This window comes from Acinetobacter sp. ANC 4910, from assembly GCF_004331035.1.
GTDB lineage: Bacteria > Pseudomonadota > Gammaproteobacteria > Pseudomonadales > Moraxellaceae > Acinetobacter.
In genome coordinates this window covers 1-20,228 of the sequence record NZ_SJNT01000024.1, presented here as the reverse complement: position 1 = coordinate 20,228, position 20,228 = coordinate 1, and the positions used below count along the sequence as shown (strand labels likewise).

The window sequence follows — 20,228 nt, the reverse complement described above, 5'->3', positions numbered from 1 at the left end:
TTCACTCGGTGCTCTAAAGACAGTAAGTTATTAAAATGGATTTATACTTATATAAAATCATACACTTAGTTGAGAATTTATGTGCAAGACTCAAGCAATTTAGAGGAATTGCTACAGGCTATAACAAGCCAAAGCAGAACTACAAAAATTCAGTTGCTTTAGCTTGTATATTGATTTGGCTACCGTCTATTCCATCTCTAGTGATTTATTATTTTGCCTTTCTCTCTTCAATAGAAAATTTGAGTAAAGAAGCACTGCGGTAAAAACCGTGTGCGAACTTTCCAAATGGCATGGTAATAAAAAACGTCATGACTGTAGCTAAATGGAAAATCAGTAAAAGTGCCATGTATGGAGAATTACGAAATGCCATAAGAGCTAAGCCTGAAGCACTGACTAAAATTAAAAGGAAAATAAAGCCTCGATCTACAGGTTTTTGCTCGCGGTCGCCATGTAATGGATGGCGTTTAAGATTTAAATAGAGCAAGCCAGATGGTCCAATCACTAAGCCAAAACCACCCAACGTACCCAAGATAACAGGCAAGCTAAAGATAGGGTACGGCGCATGCAGGTTAAGGAAATAGTGATATAAAGTCGCTACGCCTGTGGCAGCAAAGCAAAGCATAAAGCCATAAAACGTCAGATGATGGAAGACGCGGCGGATTTGTGTGTAACGGTCATCTTGCTCATTACAGCCTTTGCCATGTCCACCATCTAAATATTTAAGCGTTAAAACATTTTGAGAGGCTTGAATAAGGTCTGGTTTTTCAACTTTGCCGTGAATAACTTTAGAGGTTTGTCTCCAAAATTTACTAATTCCAATGCCTAGCAAAACAATCGCAACTGTAAAGGTTGCTCCAAACAGTAGAGCTAAAAAGTTATGCGGGAAAATCGCATAGAAATTACCTTGATAGCCTGCAAACAGGTCGGTGCCTTTGTACCACACCACAGCCAACATGCATAAAAAGAAAATAGCTGATAATGCTGAGACAAAAGGAATGCCCACCGATTTATAAAGTCGGCCTAAAGGCTGAGGGGTCGCAAACTCTTGATAAGTTTCCAAACGTACTTGCGCCATCGCTTGTGGAATGTTTACACCAAACTCATGTGGCGGGGCATATTGGCAAGCGTGTAGACAAGCACCACAGTTATGGCACAGGTTTGCGAGGTAATGAATATCGGCTTGATTGAATTCAAGGCGCTTGGTCATCGCCGCAAATACAGCACAAAAAGACTCACAGTAACGACAAGCATTACAAATCTGTAGGGCTCTTTGAACTTCCTGCTCATGGTCAGAGAGCTGAACAACTGGAATTAGGGCTTTAGTACTAGCATTCATGTTCAACTCCTTGTGAAAGTGCATAGTGGGCTGCATTTTTTCCGGCAATGCGTCCAAAGGTCGTGCCAATCGACATACCAACGCCTGCGGTATAACCCTGACCGAGTACGTTACCTGCCATCATTTCACCTGCAACAAACAGGTTGCGGCTGGCTATATTGTTAAAACGTACCGCAGCATCGTCTTCGACTTTTAAGCCTAAATAGGTAAAAGTAATGCCGGGTTTAAGCGCATAGGCATAGAAAGGTGGGCGATCGAGAGGAACGGCCCAATGGGTTTTGTTAGGAACAATATTTTCGGTGGTGCAGTCATCTAAAACGGTATGGTTAAAGGTGCCTTGCACACAAGATTGGTTAAATTCTTCTACCGTGTGACAGAAGGCTTTTGCATCCAGTCCGATTTTTTCGGCTAACTCTTGAATGCTATTTGCTTTTACACCCGCAAACACAGGTGGCATAAAGCGGCCAATGGCTTTTGAGTCGATAATCGAATAGGCAATTTGCTGCGGCTGTTTAGCTACAAGACGCCCCCAAATCGCATAACGTTTTGGCCAGAAGTCTTCGCCTTCATCGTAAAAACGTTCGGCTTTATTATTGACCACAATACCCAATGAAACGCAGTCAATACGAGTACAGATGCCGCCGTCATATAACGGTGCTCGTGCATCCACAGCGACGCAATGCGATTGCGATGGATCACCAATAATATCGGCGCCTTGATCTATCATAAATTTAAGTAAGTTGCCCTGATTAAAGCGGGTTCCACGAATAATGAAATTATCGGCAGGCCATTCGCCGTTTTCATTTTGTCCCCATGCTTCTCTTAACCATTCCAGATTTGACTCAAAACCACCTGCGGCCAATACACAGCTTTTTGCTTTAAACACACGACCATCTTCCGCAATTGCGGCTTCAAAATGTCCTTGGTTTAACTTTAGATCTTTAATTTTTGTGTTGTATAAAATTTCAATGCCAAGTTCTTGGGCACTACGGTAATACGCATTAATGAGAGCCTTACCGCCACCCATAAAAAAGGCATTGGTACGTGCAACATGCAAAGCACCGGATAGTGGCGGCTGAAAATTCACGCCATGTTTACGCATCCAGTCACGACAAGTCGCCGTGCTACGAATAACCAGACGGGCTAAGTGTTCATTGGTTTTTCCGGCAGTTACTTTAAGTAGGTCTTGCCAATATTCTTCTTCGGGGTAGGCATCGACCAATACATCTTGAGGAGCATCATGCATGCAACGGAGGTTACGAGTGTGTTGTGAGTTACCACCACGCCATTCTTTAGGCGCTGCTTCTATGACAAGCACAGATGCACCACTTTCTTTTGCCGTAAGCGCGGCACACAGTGCGGCATTCCCACCACCAATTATAATCACATCATGCATGGATTTCTCCCTTTCTCAGCTAACGCTAATGTAGCTTTAAAAGGGAAGGTGAAGTGAGAGGCTAAGCTTGAATGGGTGTTTAGTAAAAATAAACACTAAGCGCTTAAGTGTTTATGAGTTCCGCACCGGGCCAGCGTTTTTCATTAATCAAGTTGGTTACACAAGCACGAATCACTACTTTGGTGGCTAAAGTAGCAGGTGAGATTTCTTCTTCAGAGAGACTAATTAAATAGTTAATGCGTTCAATCGGAGGTTCCACAACGCGAAGTAAACATAAGTCTTGCCTTGAGTTTAACGATGCACCCGCAGGTTGAATGGTTGCCATTTCGAGTTGGCTGATGCTTTCCATTAACAAATGTAGTCCATCAATTTCATAGGCCACTTTAAGCTGATGAATTTTCTGTTCGAGCAACAAACGTAGTCCATGTCGTTGGCTCGGCAAAATCAGCGGAAGTTCTTTTAGCTGTGAATGAGTAATCGTTTGAGTGTCGATACAACTTTCAAGATGGTACTGACTCAGCACTTCTTTAGGTGTGATTAAAAACATTTGTTCTTTGACTAAAGGCTGTATGGCCCACTGTGGGTCGACATCGTCACTAAAGATGATGGCAACATCGAGCTGCCGTGCATTAACTAATGCCTTGAGGTCACCCGATAATCCTTCAATTAAACGGACTTTAATATCGGGATAACGGTTTCTCATAAGTTTTAAAAAGTGAGTGCCTATAACCGATGCGACACTCGGCGAAAAACCGACGGTGACGTGTCCACTTAAACGTGAAGAATGTGCAGAGTCTACAGCATGGTCTAAGTGCCTAAGCGCCAGTTGAACCTGTTGAAAAAAAGCTAAACCCGCAGGGGTGGGAACTGTACCAAGGGCAGTGCGTTGTAAAAGGCGAATAGAAAGCTCACTTTCTAATTTTGAGATTTGCTGACTTAATGCAGAAGTTCCAATATCGAGATTTTTTGCAGCTTTACCCAAGCTTCCTGACTCGATCACCGCAATAAAATACTTTAATTGTTTGAGTTCCACGGCAAATACTACATTGTCCTTTATTGGTTATTCTACACTGGTTTATCGCTATACATTTTGTTCTATTAGGCTGAGTAAACCACCAATAGAGTAAAGGCAACATCACCTCAAGACGTTGCCTTTTAGAGCTTTTATTGTTTAACCTGCTCCAGACCCTGTTCTTCAATAATTTGTGTTGCTTGTGGTGACTTCACAAATTTGATGAGTTCTTTTGCGACTTTTTCATGTTCAGAGTTTTTACCAATGCCCGCTGCAAACACAGTGACTTTTTGATAAGGCGCAGGAATTGGACCGACTAAATCAACTTGACCATATTGGCCAGTAAAAGGTTTGATTTCGCTAATTTGCTGGAAACCAATATCAAACTGGCCTTCAGCAATGCGTTTTGCAACGCGGTCGCCTACCACTTTTTCTGCTTTACCAGAAATCACTTTGTACTCGACAGGTGGGAAGCTTGGGAAAACATCTTTTTCAAGATGTGTACCGCTTGCACTTGCTGAATAGCCAATATGCTTAGCATTTAATAAAACTTTTTCGAATTTTGCCGCAGAGCTAATATCTGGTTTTGGCGCACCTTTAGGTACAGCCATGCCAATGCTTGAATTGACTAAAGCACTTTGTGAATTTGAGTCAACATAACCTTTTTCTGCAAGCTTGTTCAGTTCTGGAGCAGCCAACACCACCACATCAAAATGTTCACCACGATCGAGTCGATTTGGAATCGCAGTTGGCGATGCGCCCATTGATGAACCAGACGAAAGGTGAACCGTGTGACCAGTTTGCTTTTCAAATATCGGAATGAGTTTTTCCATAGATGAATAGAAACCGCCTGAGCTAATCACTTCGAGGGTATCTGCGTTAGCAAAGGTTGAGCCTAAGCCTGCACTCGCTAGGCAAATGGTCATGAAGATAGGAGATTTTTTCATAGTGCCTCACTTTAAGTGCAAAAGAGTACAGTACGTAGACTCAAGATCTGCGTACTGTTCATAACAACTAAATAGGGAAGGTGTTAAGCGTTGATTTTTGCAGGTTCAACAATTGGGTCAGCATTTTTCTGTTTAGAACCACGGCAGAGATATAAGCTTGAGATTAAGCTACATACTGCTGCTAACATCAGCCAGAATGCGGGTGTACTTGCATTACCTGTGTGTTCAACTAGATATGTGCATGCAATTGGAGTCATGCCACCAAAAATAGCGGCTGCAAGGCTGAACGCTAAAGAGAAACCGACTGTACGTACGCGTTTTGGCATGACTTCGGCAAGGATTGCGACCATGGTACCGTTGTATAGACCAAAGAAGAACGAGAAGTAAGCAAGTGTAATAATCAGATTGGTAAAACTAATGTCACTCACCAACCAGCTTAAAACTGGATAAGTGGTAAAGATGGCAAGTGTCGTAATACCGACTAAAACTGGACGACGACCAATTTTGTCTGAAAGTAAGCCACCCATTGGTAACCAGAAGAAATTTGATAAACCCACAAATACCGTCGCTAAAAGGCTATCTGTTACCGACATTTCTAGAGTACGTTTTGCATACACCGTGGTGTAAACCGTAATGAAATAGAACGTAGTTGTGGTCATGGCACTCATCATCATGCCTGCAAGTACAATGCGCCAGTTGCTCGCAAGTGTGCTGAAAATTTCTTTGGTCGATGGATGAGTCTTTTGCGCTTTAAAGTCTTCAGTTTCTTCTAATGTACGACGGAACAAGAAGATTAAAGGAATAATCAAACAACCAATGAAGAACGGAATACGCCAGCCCCATTCACCTACCTGAGCCTGAGTCAAGATGGTATTGAGCCAATAGCCAAGTAGTGCCGCAAACACAACCGCAATTTGTTGGCTGCCAGACTGCCAACTGGTAATAAATCCACGGTTTTTATCTGTTGCAATTTCAGCTAAATAAATGGATACACCGCCAGATTCCACACCTGCCGAGAAGCCTTGTAATAGACGTCCAATCACTACTAAAATTGGCGCAAGAATACCAATGGTTTCATAACCTGGTACAAAGGTAATTAAGATGGTTCCGATTGCCATAAGGCTCAAGGTAACAATAAGACCTTTACGTCGACCAACTCTGTCGACATAAGCGCCCAAGAAAATAGCGCCGAGAGGACGCATCAGAAAGCCCGCAGCAAATACGGTAAATGTCATCATTAAAGAGACATATTCATTTTCAGAGTGGAAAAATTTTGCTGCGATATACGTGGCATAGAAACCAAAAAGAAAAAAATCGTACTGTTCTAAAAAATTGCCACTCGTTACATTTAATATTTTTTTAAAAGTAGCCCTACGGTTATTCACGACATCCATTGGAGACCTCCTTGGCCTGACAAAATGGAAACATTCACAATTTTCAATATGTGGACTTAAAACCATTCATTCACTAAACCTAAATAAAAAATGGCTTAGAAATGAGATTTAAAGTTGTCCTTTGTTGAAAATGTGATGCCTTGTTTCCAGTTCAAACTACACATCTATAATTCGATAAACAGAAATTCACTTATCATTCAGATGAAAATGTAATCTTAAAAAGCAGGAAGGAGTGAGAGGGCAAAATTAATTAGGTCTTTAATAAAATTAATGACCCTTTATAAAATAATTTCAGAACACGGCCAAATTTGGTTTTGAATCAACTCTTTCACACAGGCTTTAATTGCCGATTTTGCAGCGAGTGCGGCAGGTGATAATTCTTCTTCGGCAAGACTCACCAAGTAATTGATTCGCTCAACTTCAGGATCAATGAGTTTCAGTAACTGAAGCTTGTGTTTGTATTCTTGCAAACAAGCGCTTCCGGGGCGAATGCTTGCAAGGTCAAGGTGAATCAGGCTATCCATAAGCAAGTGTAAGCCATCAATTTCATAGACCACATTAAGCTGTCCAATCTTGTGCTCAAGCAGTTTTCTTAAGCTATGACGCTGCCGTGGTAGTACTAAAGGAATATCCCCAATTTGTTGAGACTGAATAATTCCACTTTTGATGCACTCGGCAAGACCGTATTTTTCGAGCACTTCTTTGCGTGCCATTAAATACATTTGCTCGCGTACCAAAGGTTGTATGGACCACTGTTTATCAATTTCATTGGTAAAAATAATGGCAATATCAAGCTGACGTGAGTTAATCGATTGAATCAGGTTACCCGACAGGGTTTCCACAATTTCTAAACGAATGTCTGGATAGCGTTCAGACATTAGTTTCATTAAAGGGATGCCAATTAACGCGGTAATGGTCGGCGGAAAACCGAGGCTGACATGACCAGAAAGCCGTGCTGAATGTGCAGCATCTACTGCAAAATTAATCTGCCGTAAAATAAGTTGAGAATGTTTTAAAAAGGCCAGACCTGCGGGTGTAGGCGTGACGCCAAAGGCATTACGCTGTAATAGGCGAATGCTTAACTCTTGTTCTAGCTTACTAATTTGCTGACTAATGGCTGAAGCACCAACATCGAGTTTTTGAGCCGCTTTACCAATACTTCCTGCTTCAACCACCGTTAAGAAGTACTTTATCTGCTTGATTTCCATAAAAATATTCTTTTATATCTAAGTGCCAGATTATTCAATAAAGCAATTTAATGAATAGAGTGGATGTTATCAGTGTTGCTAGAAAAATGTTTAAATTAAGTTGGAAATTTTATATACGATAAATATTTTTATCACTAATTTAAAATGAAAGTAAGCGCATGCTTTAACAAAAGAGCCTCGGGAAATGAATTTAATTTTATGACGGTGTGATTTCAATTTACTTCGCTTAAATGGAAATTTTTAAAAAAAAGAATGAAATCCAGCAAAGCGATGTAAGTACATTCATAACATTCACGCTATTTTCATCAATTCTTACTCAGCACCAGTTGGTATTGGATGGAGTATTCATTATGAAGTATAAAAATCAATTGGCACTCTTTCACCGTCATTAAATGGCTCTCGTATCTTTGCTCAAAAAAGTTCAAATTAAGGGCATAGAGCAAAGATATTGAATGCTTCTTAAGGTCTGAAGGGGAGGACCCATCTCTTCAGACCTTGTTTTATCTTATCGATATTAGTTTTGATGATTCAAATGTAATGAATATAAATATGAAAACTTTAAGTTTGAGTTTCAACGAAATTTAATTTAGTAATAAATTAAAAAATCATTAAAATTTAGTGATGCAATTTTTTATTTAAAATAAAAGTGTGGATAAAAACACATAATAAGTCGGTGTAATGCTGATTGGTGATGACCTAGATGTAAATACGAATTTAAAAATTGACTCAGTAAAATACTATTTGATGATAATTTTTTTCATTTAAATTGAGCTAAATATATTCAGATATTAATGAAAAGAATAGTAATATATTGATATTAAATAGATATTAAAAATAAGAAGTGAGCACCTTACAATTTTGATATGATCGGAATGAAAATTCTGAGATCACATACAATGAGGTAAGTCAGCATGAGATCAAATGTATTACTCGATAAATGTAATTGGTCTTTGCTTCGTATCTTCCGTGTGATTGTTCAAGAAGGTAGTTTGAATAAAGCAGCCATTAAATTATTTTTAACTCAGTCAGCAATCAGTCAAAGTTTAAAAAGATTAGAAGAGCAGATTGGTGAAACATTAATTGTACGGACTGGCGGAAAGTTTTATTTAACTGCTACAGGTGAGATTGTTTTTGAAGCAAGTATGATGATTTACACTCAATTGATGGATTATGAGGAAAAATTAAATACAGAAAAAAATAGTTTGTCTGGAACAATTAAACTTTTAGTACTGAGTCGAATTGAGTCCACACGTTATGATCAGCTATTACATGATTTTAATCAAAAATATCCGTTGGTTGATTTTCAGGTTGATGTTTTAAAAAGCAAAGAAATCCAACAATTATTATTACAAAAGATTCCAGCACTTGGTATTGGGATTAATCAAACCCAACACGCTAAACTTAATTATCAGACTTTAATTAATCAAAAATATGCCTTATTCTGTAGTGATAAACATTCACTGTATAGTGAAAATATTGAGACTATTGCTCAAATTAAAGGGCATGGATTTATTTCCTTTCAAAGTGAACAATTAAATGATCCATTATCCCCATTAAGTGAAGTGCGTGAAAAAATTTTGAAGAATAATCGTTTATTGGTCACGACAAATAATATGGATGAAGTGATTCGTTTTATTAAAAATGGTATTGGTGTTGGTCTATTGCCAAAAAATATTATTGAAAAAAGCAGTGACTATCATTTATTTAAACAGCTTCCACCATTTCCATATGTATCCATTATCCCAATTTCATTAGCATGGCATAAAGATCGAGAGTTATCTTTAGTTGAGCAGTATTTTATTAATGATTTAAGAAGTGTATTTAATGTGAATCATTCAAAAGTATAAATTTATCCATTCATATTTTTTCAATATGAGCATGATTTTATAGCGTATTCATTCACCATTATTGATTTGATCTTGTTTATTAAATAATCGGCATCAATGCACCCATCAGGCTGATGGACTGCATATTGATATTGTACATATCGTTTGCAAGCGAACTGGATCTCTTATTTTTTCATTTAAATGCAATTCAAGATCATTCTTTGTTTAATTTTACATTCTAATGGTCACTTAAATTGCTGTATTTTTTGGATAAAATAACATAAGTTTTTGAAAAATATAATTAATCTTTACTCTTGAAATGGTTCCTATCGAATTGTGGAAATTGGTTCTATGCTTTCATAAAAAAAGCATGACAATAAAAAACCAAATAAAAATCATGGAATTGATGGAAGGTTAGTAATGAAAAATAAGCTAATGTGTAGTTTATTGGCAGTAATGGCAATTTCAAGTGTGCATGCAGAAACTGTCGAAGAATCAAATATCTTAAAAAGTTTTTCAAGCAGTGGTACGGTCTCCTTTTTAACAGATTATTATTCGCGGGGTTATTCGCAAACGGAAGGAGATCCTGCTGTACAGGGTACTTTACGTATAGATCATGACTCTGGTTTATATGCACAACTTTTTGCTTCGAACAGTGAGCTTGATATTGGTAGTAGCATAGAGCTAGATTATTATTTGGGTTATGACTATTTGGTAAATGATCATCTTAAACTCAATATTCAATATGCCGATATTAATTATCCAGGTTCAGATAAATCTTTACCTGATACTGACTATGAAGAATATTCTGTTGCTGCAACAGGTATGGGTTTATTAACCGATGATGATGCATTGAATTTTACCTTCTATTATTCTCCAGAATATTTCTTCCAGACGGGTAAAATGCTTCGCTATGAAACCAGTTATAATTATCCGATAGCTAAAAACTGGAATGCTTATGCCCAAGTTGGATATAACAAGTTTTCAAGTCACGAGGCTTATGATGTTTTATGGGCAACAGATCAAGAAGACTCATATTATGATTATAAATTAGGTGGAAATTATAACTACAATGACTTTATTTTTGATTTGTATTATGTCGATTCAAATATCAATAAAGAATTAAATTATGCTGATGATGCAGTGATTTTTAGTATTACCAAAGCTTTCTAAGCCGAGTTTAGAACATCTGTATACCAAAGGCTTATTCTTAAGATTTAGAATAAGCCTTTGTATTTTATAAAGATGATTTTAATTGATGGTCAAACTTATTTGCAAGTTTCTAATGTAATAAGCATTTGTGCTATGGGTTTATAACTCGGTATTTGTACTTGTATTTTCAAACAAGGTTTAAAAATAATTGTTTTTACATCAAATTATTGTTTATTAATTCATCTGTTTTCGTATGGTGGATATGCAGGTTTTGGCAATAATTGAATTAATTTTGTATTAAAAATAAGCAAAATTGGTTTTTTGTACCTTTGTAGATTGCAATTGTATTTTTTATGAACTTGATCAATATCAATGTGCTAGTCATTTTTGAACGGTGGGTCTTAACTTTCTATTTTGGTTCAGGTGCTAATCTATTTATTATAGTTCCGACAATTAAAGTGGTATGAAATGCTAGGGTATAAGTTTTACTAATATTTCGCTTAAAAATATATAACTTGTTGCTGCTCGGTTTTTTTTCTAGAGTGAATTTATGAAATTTGGTGTTCTGTAAAAGACACAAAAAAGTATTTTATAAAATGGATGTTTCTAGTAATGAAAGCGAATGCGGAACGTTTGTGGCACATGCTGATGGAAATGGCAAAAATTGGCGCAACAGATAAAGGCGGAAATACACGTTTAGCATTATCAGATGAAGACGTTGCTGGACGTTCTCTACTGATTAACTGGGCAAAAAAGATCAATCTTTCCATTGATTATGATGAAATTGGAAATTTGATTTTAAGACGTGCAGGTCACTCCGCGACAGCTTTACCGATCGTTATGGGTAGTCATTTAGATACGCAGCCGAAAGGTGGCCGTTTTGATGGTATCTATGGTGTATTGTCGGGCATGGAAGTTTTGCAACGCTTGGCTGAAGAGGGAATTACCACTCACCATCCTTTGGAAGTTGTGGTTTGGACCAATGAAGAAGGCGCACGTTTTACTCCAGCCATGATGGGCTCGGCGGTATTTACAGGCTTATTGCCGAAGCAAAAAGTGTATGAAAGTACCGACAAACAAGGTGTTTCTGTTTATTCAGAATTGGTACGTACAGGTCAGTTAGGTCAAACCCCTTTAGCCCGTCCGTTTAAAGCATATTATGAAGCACATATTGAACAAGGGCCTGTTTTAGAACAGAACCAAATTGCCATTGGTGTGGTGACGGGTGGGCAAGCAATTTTGTGGCTGGATGTAGAAACCAAAGGTAAAGCAGCACATGCAGGCACCACGCCCATGTATATGCGTAAAGATACCATGGTGGGTACAGCAGCAATGATTGCAGAGTTAGAGCGTAACATTCGTAAACGCTTCCCAGAGGGATTAGTCACCTTTGGTGAAATGCAAGTTGCAAATTCTTCACGCAATACCATTCCAGGGCAAATTCAATGGACCATCGATTTGCGTAATCCAAACGACGCTGTATTGAAAGAAATGGAAGAAGAAACGCGCAAAATTTTGCAGACACTTGCAGAACATCATGACTTAGAAATCAATATTTCTCAGCATTGGTTAAGTCCAGCGACTTATTTCGATGCTGCATGTGTCGAGACGGTACAAAAAGCAGTGGACACCTTAGGGTATTCAAACCAGACCATTGTGAGTGGTGCAGGACACGATGCGATTAATATTGCAAAGCACTGCCCAACCACCATGATTTTTATTCCGTGTATTGATGGTTTAAGCCATAACGAAGCTGAAGATGTCTATGCACTTGATGCGGCACAGGGTGCAGATGTATTGCTCAATGCCATCTTAAATTATGACGCTATGCAAGCAAATACAGTGCAACAGCATTGTGCTGAAGCGGTCTAAACAGATGATTCAATAAATACCCAGTTAAAATGCAGCCATCAGGATTGATCTGCTGCGAAGTGTTAGGAAGGAAAAAGTATGAATTCTAAATTACCAGTAGAAATTGATATTCAAGATGTTTGGCAAAAAGACAAAGATCATGTCATTCATCCATGGACAGATTTCACCACATTTAAAGAAGAGGGTTCTTTAATTATGGCAAAAGGTGAAAATGTTTTTGTTTATGATGTACATGGCAATAAATACTTAGATGGTATTGGTGGCTTGTGGTGTGTGAATGTCGGTTATGGTCGTCAAGAAATTGCGGATGCCGTATCTGCACAAATTATGGAATTGCCGTACTTCTCTCCATTCGGTCATCAAACTACTGCGCCCGCAGCTAAATTAGCCGCAAAGTTAGCAGAGCATGCACCAGAAAGCTTAAATCATGTGTTTTTTGGTTGTGGTGGTTCAGTCGCAAATGACACCGCGGTACGTTTAATTCACCATTATTTCCATCAAATTGGTCAGCCGTCTAAGAAAAAACTGATTGCACGTAAAGATGCTTATCATGGTAGTACGTACATCAGCATGAGCTTAACAGGCATTGAAGCAGACCATATTGGCTTTGAAATTCACAACCAATTGGTACATCACGTTTCTTGTCCAAACCCGTACCGCAAGCCTGAATCTCAGTCGATGGAAGATTTCTGTAATGAAAAAGTGCAGGAATTGGAAGACACAATTTTAGAACTGGGTCCAGACAATGTTGCGGCGTTCTTTGCCGAGCCAATTATGGGGGCGGGTGGGGTGATTGTGCCACCAGAAGGCTACCATGTGAAAACTTTGGCAGTTTGTAAGAAATACAATGTGTTGTATGTATCGGATGAAGTCGTGACTGCATTTGGTCGTTTAGGTCACATGTTTGCTTCAGAAGCGGTGTTCGGTATTGTGCCAGACATTATTACCTGTGCTAAAGGCTTGTCTTCTGGTTATTTACCGTTGGGTGCAACCATTATTTCTGATGAAATTTATGACGCCATTAGCAAACCACATCACCAAGGTGGCTTATTGACACATGGCTTTACCTATTCAGGTCATCCTGTGAGCTGTGTGGCTGCATTAAAAAATATCGAAATCATTGAGCGCGAAAACATTTGCGAACATGTGCAAGATGTCGGGGTGTATTTTGAAGAACAACTTAAAACTTTAGCTGATTTAGAAATTGTAGGTCAGGTTCGTGGCAAGAAATTCATGATGTGTATTGAAAACTTGCGTAACAAAGAAAGCAAAGAGTTGTTTGATGGCTCAGTGGGTGTAGGTAAGCGTATTGCCAACCATTGCCAAAAATTAGGTTTGATTGTACGCCCAGTGGGTCACATGAATGTACTTTCTCCACCGTTAATTTTAACGCGTGACCAAGTGGATTTTGTAGTCAGAACCTTACGTCATGCAATTCAAAACACGATTGCAGAGTTAAAAGCCGAAGGTCACTTATAAGTTTTATTCTCATCTAACCTTCTGACAATCTGACCTATTTGGGCAGATTGTTCAGTACTTGTTTGCTTAAACAATGGGTTTGGGCAAACAACAAGATCAAAAGTCAAGAAAGACGAACTGTAATAATGTTCCTGATGTGGTGTACACACAAGAGACAGATTAAGCCTCAAATGATGGACACAGACAAAGGCGAGTAAAAAGATGAAAAATTATATCAATGGACAATGGGCTGCAACGACTGGCAGCACCGAGATTGCGGTGATCAATCCACGTAGTGAGCAAGCACTGGCACATTTCGTGACAGCCTCAATCCATGATGTGGACGCTGCGGTAGAAGCGGCAAATCATGCTTTAGCAAGCTGGAGTCAGACCAGTGCAGCGGAGCGTGCAGTCTGGTTAAATAAAATTGCCGATGCACTTGAACAAGCAAAAGAAAAATTAGTTGAACTGTCACATAGCAACAATGGCAAATCATTGAGTCAAGCCAAAGTTGATGTTGAGAACAGTATCAAATGTTATCGCTACTATGCTGATTTAGTCCAGAAATTTGCCTTTAGTAAAACCAGTCAAACTGATCATGGCACTGAACTCACCCATCAGCAAAACCCTGTCGGTGTGGTGGCACTCATTACGCCGTGGAATTTTCCTTTAATTACCAGTGCATGGAAAATTGCACCTGCTTTGGCAGCGGGTTGTACCTTGGTTTTTAAACCTTCGGAATTGGTGCCATTACCAGAACTTGAATTTATTAAACTACTCAATCAAATTAACTTCCCACAAGGTGTGTTTAATTTAGTCCTTGGTGATGCCATTGCAGCCGAACATTTGGTACGTCATCCAGAGATCCAAAAAGTCTCTTTCACGGGTAGTACCGAGATTGGGATTCAAGTGATGCAAGCTGCAGCAACGTCGGTCAAACGGGTTACCCTTGAACTAGGCGGAAAGTCGGCATTTTTAGTGTTAGAAGATGCCGATATTGATGATGCGGTGGAAAAAGCCGTAGGCGGGATGTTCTATAACGCAGGACAAATGTGTTCAGCCATGTCGCGTGTATTGGTGCATGAATCAATTGCTGCCCCGTTTTACCAAAAGCTGAAGCAAGCCACGGAAGCTATTTTGTTGGGGCAAGAAGCTGAAGATCAGTTCAGCATGGGTCCTATGACCACGCAAAAACAATTCAATAAAGTCAATGAATACTTAGCCCTTGCAGCACAAGAGCAACTGCAAGCCTTAGTGGATGCTGAAAATATTCGATGTCCTACGCAGGGTTTTTATATTCGCCCGCAAATTTTTATTGATGTACCAACCCGCAGCCGTTTATGGAAAGAAGAAATCTTTGGTCCAGTCATGTGCTGTCGTACCTTTAGCAGTGAAGATGAAGCGGTTCAAGTCGCGAATGACTCAGAATTTGGTTTGGCAGCCACCATCATGACAGGCTCGGTCGATCACGGTAAAACGCTTGCTAAGCGGCTTCGTGCTGGGCACATCTGGATTAACTCTTTCCAAATGATTCATCCAAGTTCGCTATGGGGTGGCTTTAAAAAGAGCGGCACTGGGCGTGAGCTGGGTGAGTCTGGAATGCAAAGTTATTTAGAAGAAAATGTAATTACGATTTAGATGTGGTTTTAAGGATTATTGAGAAGAAAAAGGATGCTCTTCTCAATATATGTGCTGTTAAGTGGAACAACTATTGCACGAAATAAAGTGCTTGCAATGCTACAGGAGTAAAAGCATGGAAGGCGAGAATAAACACAGGAGCCTCTCCCTTTGGCAAGTGGTTGTCATTGGGGTTGCCTATATGGCACCAGCAACGGTATTTGATACTTTTGGTATTATTTCAAGAGTCACCAATGGGCAAGTTCCTTTAGCCTATTTATTGGCACTGGTTGCTATGCTGTTAACCGCAGTAAGTTATGCGCGTTTTAGTCGACTCTCAGCGAGAGAAGGTTCGGCTTATACCTATACCACTGAAACCTGCGGTAAAACCATGGGCTTTTTTGTGGGGTGGTGCTCGTTATTAGATTATATGTTGCTCCCCCTGATCAATGCCTTACTTGCTGGATTTTATTTAAACTCCATCTTTCCTGATGTGTCCTATACCGCGTGGGTACTCATCATGGTGGGATTGGTCACATTGATTAACAGCTTCCGCATTAATATTTTGGCCAATTTCAGCTTTGTATTTGTTGCTGCGACCTTGGTGATGATGCTGGTGTTTATCTATTTGGTGGTGACAGGTATAGGAAACTCACAAGGTTATAGTCAGGTGATGACCTTGAAGCCAATGTTCAATGGTAATCCAGAACTGAACACCTTGGTCGCAGGTATCTCTTTGGTCTGTTTTTCCTATCTGGGATTTGATGCAGTATCAACTTTGGCAAATGAAACCAAAAACCCAACCAAGACCATTCCAAAAGCGATTATTTGGACGACTTTGGTGGGTGGCGCCATTTTCATTACAGTATCTTGGTTCGTGACGTTACAGTTTCCGACCTTGGCTCAATTCCAAAATCCTGATGAAGCCTTGCCAGAAATTGCCCTAATTGTCGGTGGTGCAGCATTCCAGACTCAATTATTAACGGTCCAAATTATGAATGCCTTTGCCTCTGGTTTAGCAACACATGCCAGTGCTTCGCGTTTAATTCATATTATGGGGCGTGATGGCATATTCAGTAAGCGAGTTTTCGGCTCAGTCAATACAAAACTGGGTACACCGTTATATTCAATCTTTTTTGTAGGTTTAATTTCATTACTGGCAATTTATGTCGATCTGGCAATGGTGGTGAGTTTTGTCAGCTTTGGTGCCTTAATTGCCTTTACCATGGTGAATTTCTCAGTTTTCATGAAATTCTTTGTAATTAGAAAAGAACGTACTGGGTTTAAAAACTTGTTTATGAACCTATTTTTACCCTTGGCGTCTGTATTTTCATTGTTAGGCCTATGGATTAACTTGGAAAAAAATGCGCTTGAATTCGGTGGAATTTGGTTATGCGTAGGGATTGTACTGGTGTTGTACAAGAAAATTAAAAAGCAGCCGATTTCATTGGGATCTCCTGTAGAGGAAGTTTCAAACAGTTAAGTCAGTGTGAGTGAACGACTTTAATTCACTAAATCAAAAATTTGGAAACGTAAAAATTCAAGAGAGTATCAAAATGGAACTTGTGGTAGAAAAGCAAAAAACAGTAAAAACCCCAAAGCAACAGGGTTTTAGTATGCCGGGTGAATGGGCAGCACAAGAAGCAGTATGGATGATTTGGCCGTACCGTACAGACAACTGGCGTAATAATGCTCAACCTGCACAGCAAGCCTTTGCTCAGGTTGCGGCAGCCATTTCGAAAAAGACGCCTGTATTTATGGCAGTTCCAGTTTCAGAAATGGCAAAAGCACGTCAAACCATGCCAGCAGAAGTAACTTTGTATGAAATGGAAAGTGACGATGCTTGGACGCGTGATACAGGCCCAACCATTGTGAAAAATGCACAAGGTGAACGTTTGGGAATTGACTGGGTATTTAATGCTTGGGGCGGAGAAAATGGCGGCTTGTATTTCCCGTGGGACCAAGATCAATTAATTCCAAAACACATTACAGCCATGCATGAGCTAGAAACTTTCGCAGCGCCATTAGTGCTTGAAGGGGGTTCAATCCATGTCGATGGTGAAGGGACGTTGTTAACGACAGCAGAATGCTTGCTGAACCCAAACCGTAACCCAGATTTAACGCAGGATGAAATTGAAGAAATTCTGCAAGAATGTTTAGGAGTGACAAATTTCATCTGGTTGCCTGAAGGGGTATTTAATGATGAAACGGATGGTCATGTAGATAACATGTGTTGTTTTGTTCGCCCCGGTGAAGTGGCATTGCACTGGACGAATGATGAAACGGATCCGCAATATCCACGTTCTGTCGCAGCACTCAAGGTGTTGGAAAATAGTCTGGATGCCCAAGGTCGTAAGCTAAAAGTATGGAAACTGCCTGCGCCAGGTCCGCTTTTTGCGCGCGAGAATGAAATTAACGATGTCGAAAAAGGCAATGCGATTGAGCGTGTTGAAGGCAATCGTTTGGCAGGTTCCTATGTGAATTACTTGATTAGTAACCAACAGATTATTTTCCCGTTATTTGATGAAAGTACCGATGAACAAGCCCGAGCATTGTTCCAGCAAATGTATCCTGATTACTTAATTACAGGTGTGCCTGCACGTGAAATTCTGTTGGGCGGTGGTAATATTCACTGTATTACTCAGCAAATTCCAGCTTAATTAATGCTGAGGGGTGTTCACCCCAAATAAAAAGAAAAGCCATGTAAATACATGGCTTTTCTTTTTATTGAGTATAAAAAATCTAAGATTTTGAGAGAACTGAGATCTAATCAGAATAAATATTAATGTATAGTCCTGTATATACAAATACATGAATGATAGATTAAGATAAATTTGATTATTTTGTATGAATCTAGCGAGTGCTCAGAGGGTCGGAACAATACGATTTGGCATTGTCTTTGGGAAATGATAGCGCTGTGCCGTTGTATTTAGGTGTCAAATATATGATTACTGATGATTTAAACGTATTTAAACCAAGATTTTAGCCAAATTACCTCGAATGCTTATTTAATATCGAGATCACCAGTGATCTAAGTCGAGCAGATTGTCGCGGCTATTCAAGCATTAGTTCAAGCATGTAACGGTTTAAAAATTAAAAAAATCAGCCTGTTGATGGATTTGCCATCGTACAAGGGTAAACCAACAGTTTATTTCAAGTACATGACTGATTGACCCAGACAGTCGTTATTCTTTAAAAGGGAAATTTACGCCATGATCGAGTTGCTTACAGCAAATCACTATAAAAAAATGCCTTGGAAAAATGGAGCAGGCTATACCCTAGAACTGGCGCGTAGTGCAGGAGAGGAGTTGACTGAGTTTGATTGGCGCATTTCCATGGCGGACGTCACGACTTCAGGGACTTTTTCTCAGTTTATGGGAATGCAACGTTTTTTGACGGTATTAGAGGGAACGGGCATTGCATTAAACATTGATGGAGCAACCCACACTTTACAGACGTTGCAGTCGATCCAATTTAGTGGGGATCGTCTGGTCAGTTGTAATCTATTGGCGGGGCCAATCCGTGATTTTAATTTAATTTATTCACCACTGCACTATACTGCTCGCTACCAATGGATAGAAGATTCATCAGCTCTTGAGTTTTTCTCTTCAGCAGATGTCATCTTTATTTTTAATCAAAGCATTTTGGCACTAGAGCTGTCTGTGGATGGTCAACGATTTAAGCTTGAGCAACATCAGAGCATCTACATACATTCCAATCAAAATGTGAAACATTTTATTTTTCCTGCATCCGCTGTACGGCAGGGCTGTTGGATTGAGTTAAGCAAAATTTAATGGAATAAAGCGGACATTCAGCCAAGGATTAAACCTACTTTGGCTTAAGTTTATGCACAGTAATATTTAATCTTACTCTGTTACAACGGTTCAAAGAATCAGCTTATTTATGAGGCTGTTTTATGTAATAAATAAATGTATATACAAGATAATACATTGATATACCAATCCGATTGGTGCTATCTTCCTGAACCTGATAATGATGACGCAATAATAAATAGATAGAAGTAAATACAATGCTGCTCTATGGATAAGCAGCCTTGGGATTGAACAATATCGTGAAGCAAAGGATAAAGATGGAACTCTTACTTCAACCCGGTCAACTGACACTTGCAGACCTTCGTCAAGCTTACCTCAACCCAATTAAAGTTAAATTAGATGACAGTGCTTCAGCTGCAATCAACGCAAGCGTGGCTTGTGTAGAACAGATTGTAAATGAAGGGCGTACAGCTTACGGCATTAACACAGGTTTTGGTTTACTTGCTTCAACCAAGATTGCTCCTGAAGATTTAGAACAATTACAGCGTTCGTTAGTTCTTTCACATGCCGCAGGTGTAGGAGAGCCACTGGATGATGCGATGGTTCGTTTAATTATTCTATTGAAAGCAAATAGCTTGGCACGTGGCTTCTCAGGTATTCGCCGTAAAGTCATTGATGCGTTGTTGGCTTTAATTAATGCTGAAGTTTATCCACACATTCCTCTGAAAGGTTCAGTAGGCGCTTCAGGTGATTTGGCACCCTTGGCGCATATGTCATTAATCTTATTGGGTGAAAGTAAAGCACGCTACAAAGGTGAATGGTTACCCGCAATCGAAGCTTTAAAAATTGCAGGTTTAGAACCCATTTCTTTAGCTGCCAAAGAAGGCTTAGCCCTTTTAAATGGTACACAAGTTTCGACCGCTTATGCTTTACGTGGTTTGTTTGAAGCTGAAGATTTATTTGCTGCTGCGACAGTGTGTGGTGGCTTAAGTGTTGAAGCAATGCTGGGTTCACGCTCACCGTTCGATGCCCGTATTCATGAAGTACGTGGTCAACGTGGTCAAATTGATGTGGCGGCGGCTTATCGTGACTTATTGACTGATTCGAGTGAAATTGCACATTCACACGAAGACTGTAGCAAAGTTCAAGATCCGTATTCTTTACGTTGCCAACCACAGGTGATGGGTGCCTGTTTAACTCAAATCCGTCAGGCGGCTGAAGTATTAGAAATTGAAGC

General features: G+C 39.6%; 15 protein-coding genes and 1 pseudogene. 10 read left to right on the top strand and 6 right to left on the bottom strand.

Annotated features, from left to right (window positions below; genetic code table 11):
- Positions 1 to 35: 35 nt before the first annotated feature.
- A pseudogene (locus E0H82_RS16790) lies at positions 36 to 263 on the top strand (hypothetical protein); the annotation flags it as partial.
- On the opposite strand, the gene tcuB reads toward E0H82_RS16790, so the two are convergent.
- The 6 genes from tcuB to E0H82_RS16095 all read right to left on the bottom strand — a co-directional run bounded on the left by tcuB (position 209) and on the right by E0H82_RS16095 (position 7,293).
- Positions 209 to 1,336: a tricarballylate utilization 4Fe-4S protein TcuB gene (gene tcuB, locus E0H82_RS16120; protein ID WP_131265725.1), complete on the bottom strand. Its 1,128-nt coding sequence runs from the start codon at positions 1,334 to 1,336 to the stop codon at positions 209 to 211. The pseudogene E0H82_RS16790 and the gene tcuB overlap by 55 nt on opposite strands.
- Positions 1,326 to 2,732 carry an FAD-dependent tricarballylate dehydrogenase TcuA gene (gene tcuA, locus E0H82_RS16115; RefSeq protein WP_131265724.1) on the bottom strand — a complete coding sequence of 469 codons (1,407 nt, stop codon included), beginning with the start codon at positions 2,730 to 2,732 and terminating at the stop codon, positions 1,326 to 1,328. The genes tcuB and tcuA overlap by 11 nt, the downstream gene beginning before the upstream one ends.
- Before the next feature lie 103 nt (positions 2,733 to 2,835).
- Complete coding sequence (locus E0H82_RS16110) at positions 2,836 to 3,765, bottom strand: LysR family transcriptional regulator (protein ID WP_131265723.1); 930 nt, start codon at positions 3,763 to 3,765, stop codon at positions 2,836 to 2,838.
- Positions 3,766 to 3,896: 131 nt separating this feature from the next.
- Complete coding sequence (locus E0H82_RS16105; protein WP_213073969.1) at positions 3,897 to 4,691, bottom strand: substrate-binding domain-containing protein; 795 nt, start codon at positions 4,689 to 4,691, stop codon at positions 3,897 to 3,899.
- 83 nt (positions 4,692 to 4,774) lie between these two features.
- Positions 4,775 to 6,085: an MFS transporter gene (locus E0H82_RS16100; protein WP_131265722.1), complete on the bottom strand. Its 1,311-nt coding sequence runs from the start codon at positions 6,083 to 6,085 to the stop codon at positions 4,775 to 4,777.
- Positions 6,086 to 6,363: 278 nt separating this feature from the next.
- A complete protein-coding gene (locus tag E0H82_RS16095) occupies positions 6,364 to 7,293 on the bottom strand; it encodes a LysR family transcriptional regulator (RefSeq protein ID WP_131265721.1) in 930 nt (309 codons plus the stop codon).
- Between the two features lie 911 nt (positions 7,294 to 8,204).
- Here E0H82_RS16095 and E0H82_RS16090 point away from each other — a divergent pair.
- From E0H82_RS16090 to E0H82_RS16050, 9 genes are all read left to right on the top strand, one after another.
- A complete protein-coding gene (locus E0H82_RS16090; protein WP_131265720.1) occupies positions 8,205 to 9,140 on the top strand; it encodes a LysR family transcriptional regulator in 936 nt (311 codons plus the stop codon).
- Between the two features lie 399 nt (positions 9,141 to 9,539).
- The gene (locus E0H82_RS16085; protein WP_131265719.1) at positions 9,540 to 10,292 is read left to right on the top strand and encodes a TorF family putative porin; all 753 of its coding nucleotides are present in this window, start codon (positions 9,540 to 9,542) and stop codon (positions 10,290 to 10,292) included.
- A 591-nt stretch (positions 10,293 to 10,883) separates the two neighbouring features.
- Positions 10,884 to 12,143 carry a Zn-dependent hydrolase gene (locus E0H82_RS16080; protein ID WP_131265718.1) on the top strand — a complete coding sequence of 420 codons (1,260 nt, stop codon included), beginning with the start codon at positions 10,884 to 10,886 and terminating at the stop codon, positions 12,141 to 12,143.
- A gap of 78 nt (positions 12,144 to 12,221) precedes the next feature.
- Positions 12,222 to 13,622 (top strand): aminotransferase, encoded by a 1,401-nt coding sequence (locus E0H82_RS16075; protein ID WP_131265717.1) that lies wholly within the window; start codon positions 12,222 to 12,224, stop codon positions 13,620 to 13,622.
- Between the two features lie 201 nt (positions 13,623 to 13,823).
- Positions 13,824 to 15,239, top strand: coding sequence for an aldehyde dehydrogenase family protein (locus E0H82_RS16070; protein WP_131265716.1), 1,416 nt, complete (start codon positions 13,824 to 13,826; stop codon positions 15,237 to 15,239).
- 115 nt (positions 15,240 to 15,354) lie between these two features.
- Positions 15,355 to 16,701 (top strand): APC family permease, encoded by a 1,347-nt coding sequence (locus E0H82_RS16065; RefSeq protein WP_131265715.1) that lies wholly within the window; start codon positions 15,355 to 15,357, stop codon positions 16,699 to 16,701.
- A 73-nt stretch (positions 16,702 to 16,774) separates the two neighbouring features.
- Positions 16,775 to 17,878 carry an agmatine deiminase gene (gene aguA, locus E0H82_RS16060; RefSeq protein WP_131265714.1) on the top strand — a complete coding sequence of 368 codons (1,104 nt, stop codon included), beginning with the start codon at positions 16,775 to 16,777 and terminating at the stop codon, positions 17,876 to 17,878.
- 552 nt (positions 17,879 to 18,430) lie between these two features.
- The gene (locus E0H82_RS16055; RefSeq protein ID WP_131265713.1) at positions 18,431 to 19,012 is read left to right on the top strand and encodes a HutD family protein; all 582 of its coding nucleotides are present in this window, start codon (positions 18,431 to 18,433) and stop codon (positions 19,010 to 19,012) included.
- Between the two features lie 296 nt (positions 19,013 to 19,308).
- Positions 19,309 to 20,228: aromatic amino acid lyase (locus E0H82_RS16050; RefSeq protein WP_165492974.1), on the top strand; the 920-nt coding region annotated here is incomplete at its 3' end.

Bases quoted from the DNA above. Each gene is read 5' to 3' on its own strand.
- tcuB (WP_131265725.1), bottom strand. From the start codon at position 1,336: ATGAATGCTAGTACTAAAGCCCTAATTCCAGTTGTTCAGCTCTCTGAC.
- tcuA (WP_131265724.1), bottom strand. From the start codon at position 2,732: ATGCATGATGTGATTATAATTGGTGGTGGGAATGCCGCACTGTGTGCC.
- E0H82_RS16105 (WP_213073969.1), bottom strand. From the start codon at position 4,691: ATGAAAAAATCTCCTATCTTCATGACCATTTGCCTAGCGAGTGCAGGC.
- E0H82_RS16100 (WP_131265722.1), bottom strand. From the start codon at position 6,085: ATGGATGTCGTGAATAACCGTAGGGCTACTTTTAAAAAAATATTAAAT.
- E0H82_RS16095 (WP_131265721.1), bottom strand. From the start codon at position 7,293: ATGGAAATCAAGCAGATAAAGTACTTCTTAACGGTGGTTGAAGCAGGA.
- E0H82_RS16090 (WP_131265720.1), top strand. From the start codon at position 8,205: ATGAGATCAAATGTATTACTCGATAAATGTAATTGGTCTTTGCTTCGT.
- E0H82_RS16085 (WP_131265719.1), top strand. From the start codon at position 9,540: ATGAAAAATAAGCTAATGTGTAGTTTATTGGCAGTAATGGCAATTTCA.
- E0H82_RS16080 (WP_131265718.1), top strand. From the start codon at position 10,884: ATGAAAGCGAATGCGGAACGTTTGTGGCACATGCTGATGGAAATGGCA.
- E0H82_RS16075 (WP_131265717.1), top strand. From the start codon at position 12,222: ATGAATTCTAAATTACCAGTAGAAATTGATATTCAAGATGTTTGGCAA.
- E0H82_RS16070 (WP_131265716.1), top strand. From the start codon at position 13,824: ATGAAAAATTATATCAATGGACAATGGGCTGCAACGACTGGCAGCACC.
- E0H82_RS16065 (WP_131265715.1), top strand. From the start codon at position 15,355: ATGGAAGGCGAGAATAAACACAGGAGCCTCTCCCTTTGGCAAGTGGTT.
- aguA (WP_131265714.1), top strand. From the start codon at position 16,775: ATGGAACTTGTGGTAGAAAAGCAAAAAACAGTAAAAACCCCAAAGCAA.
- E0H82_RS16055 (WP_131265713.1), top strand. From the start codon at position 18,431: ATGATCGAGTTGCTTACAGCAAATCACTATAAAAAAATGCCTTGGAAA.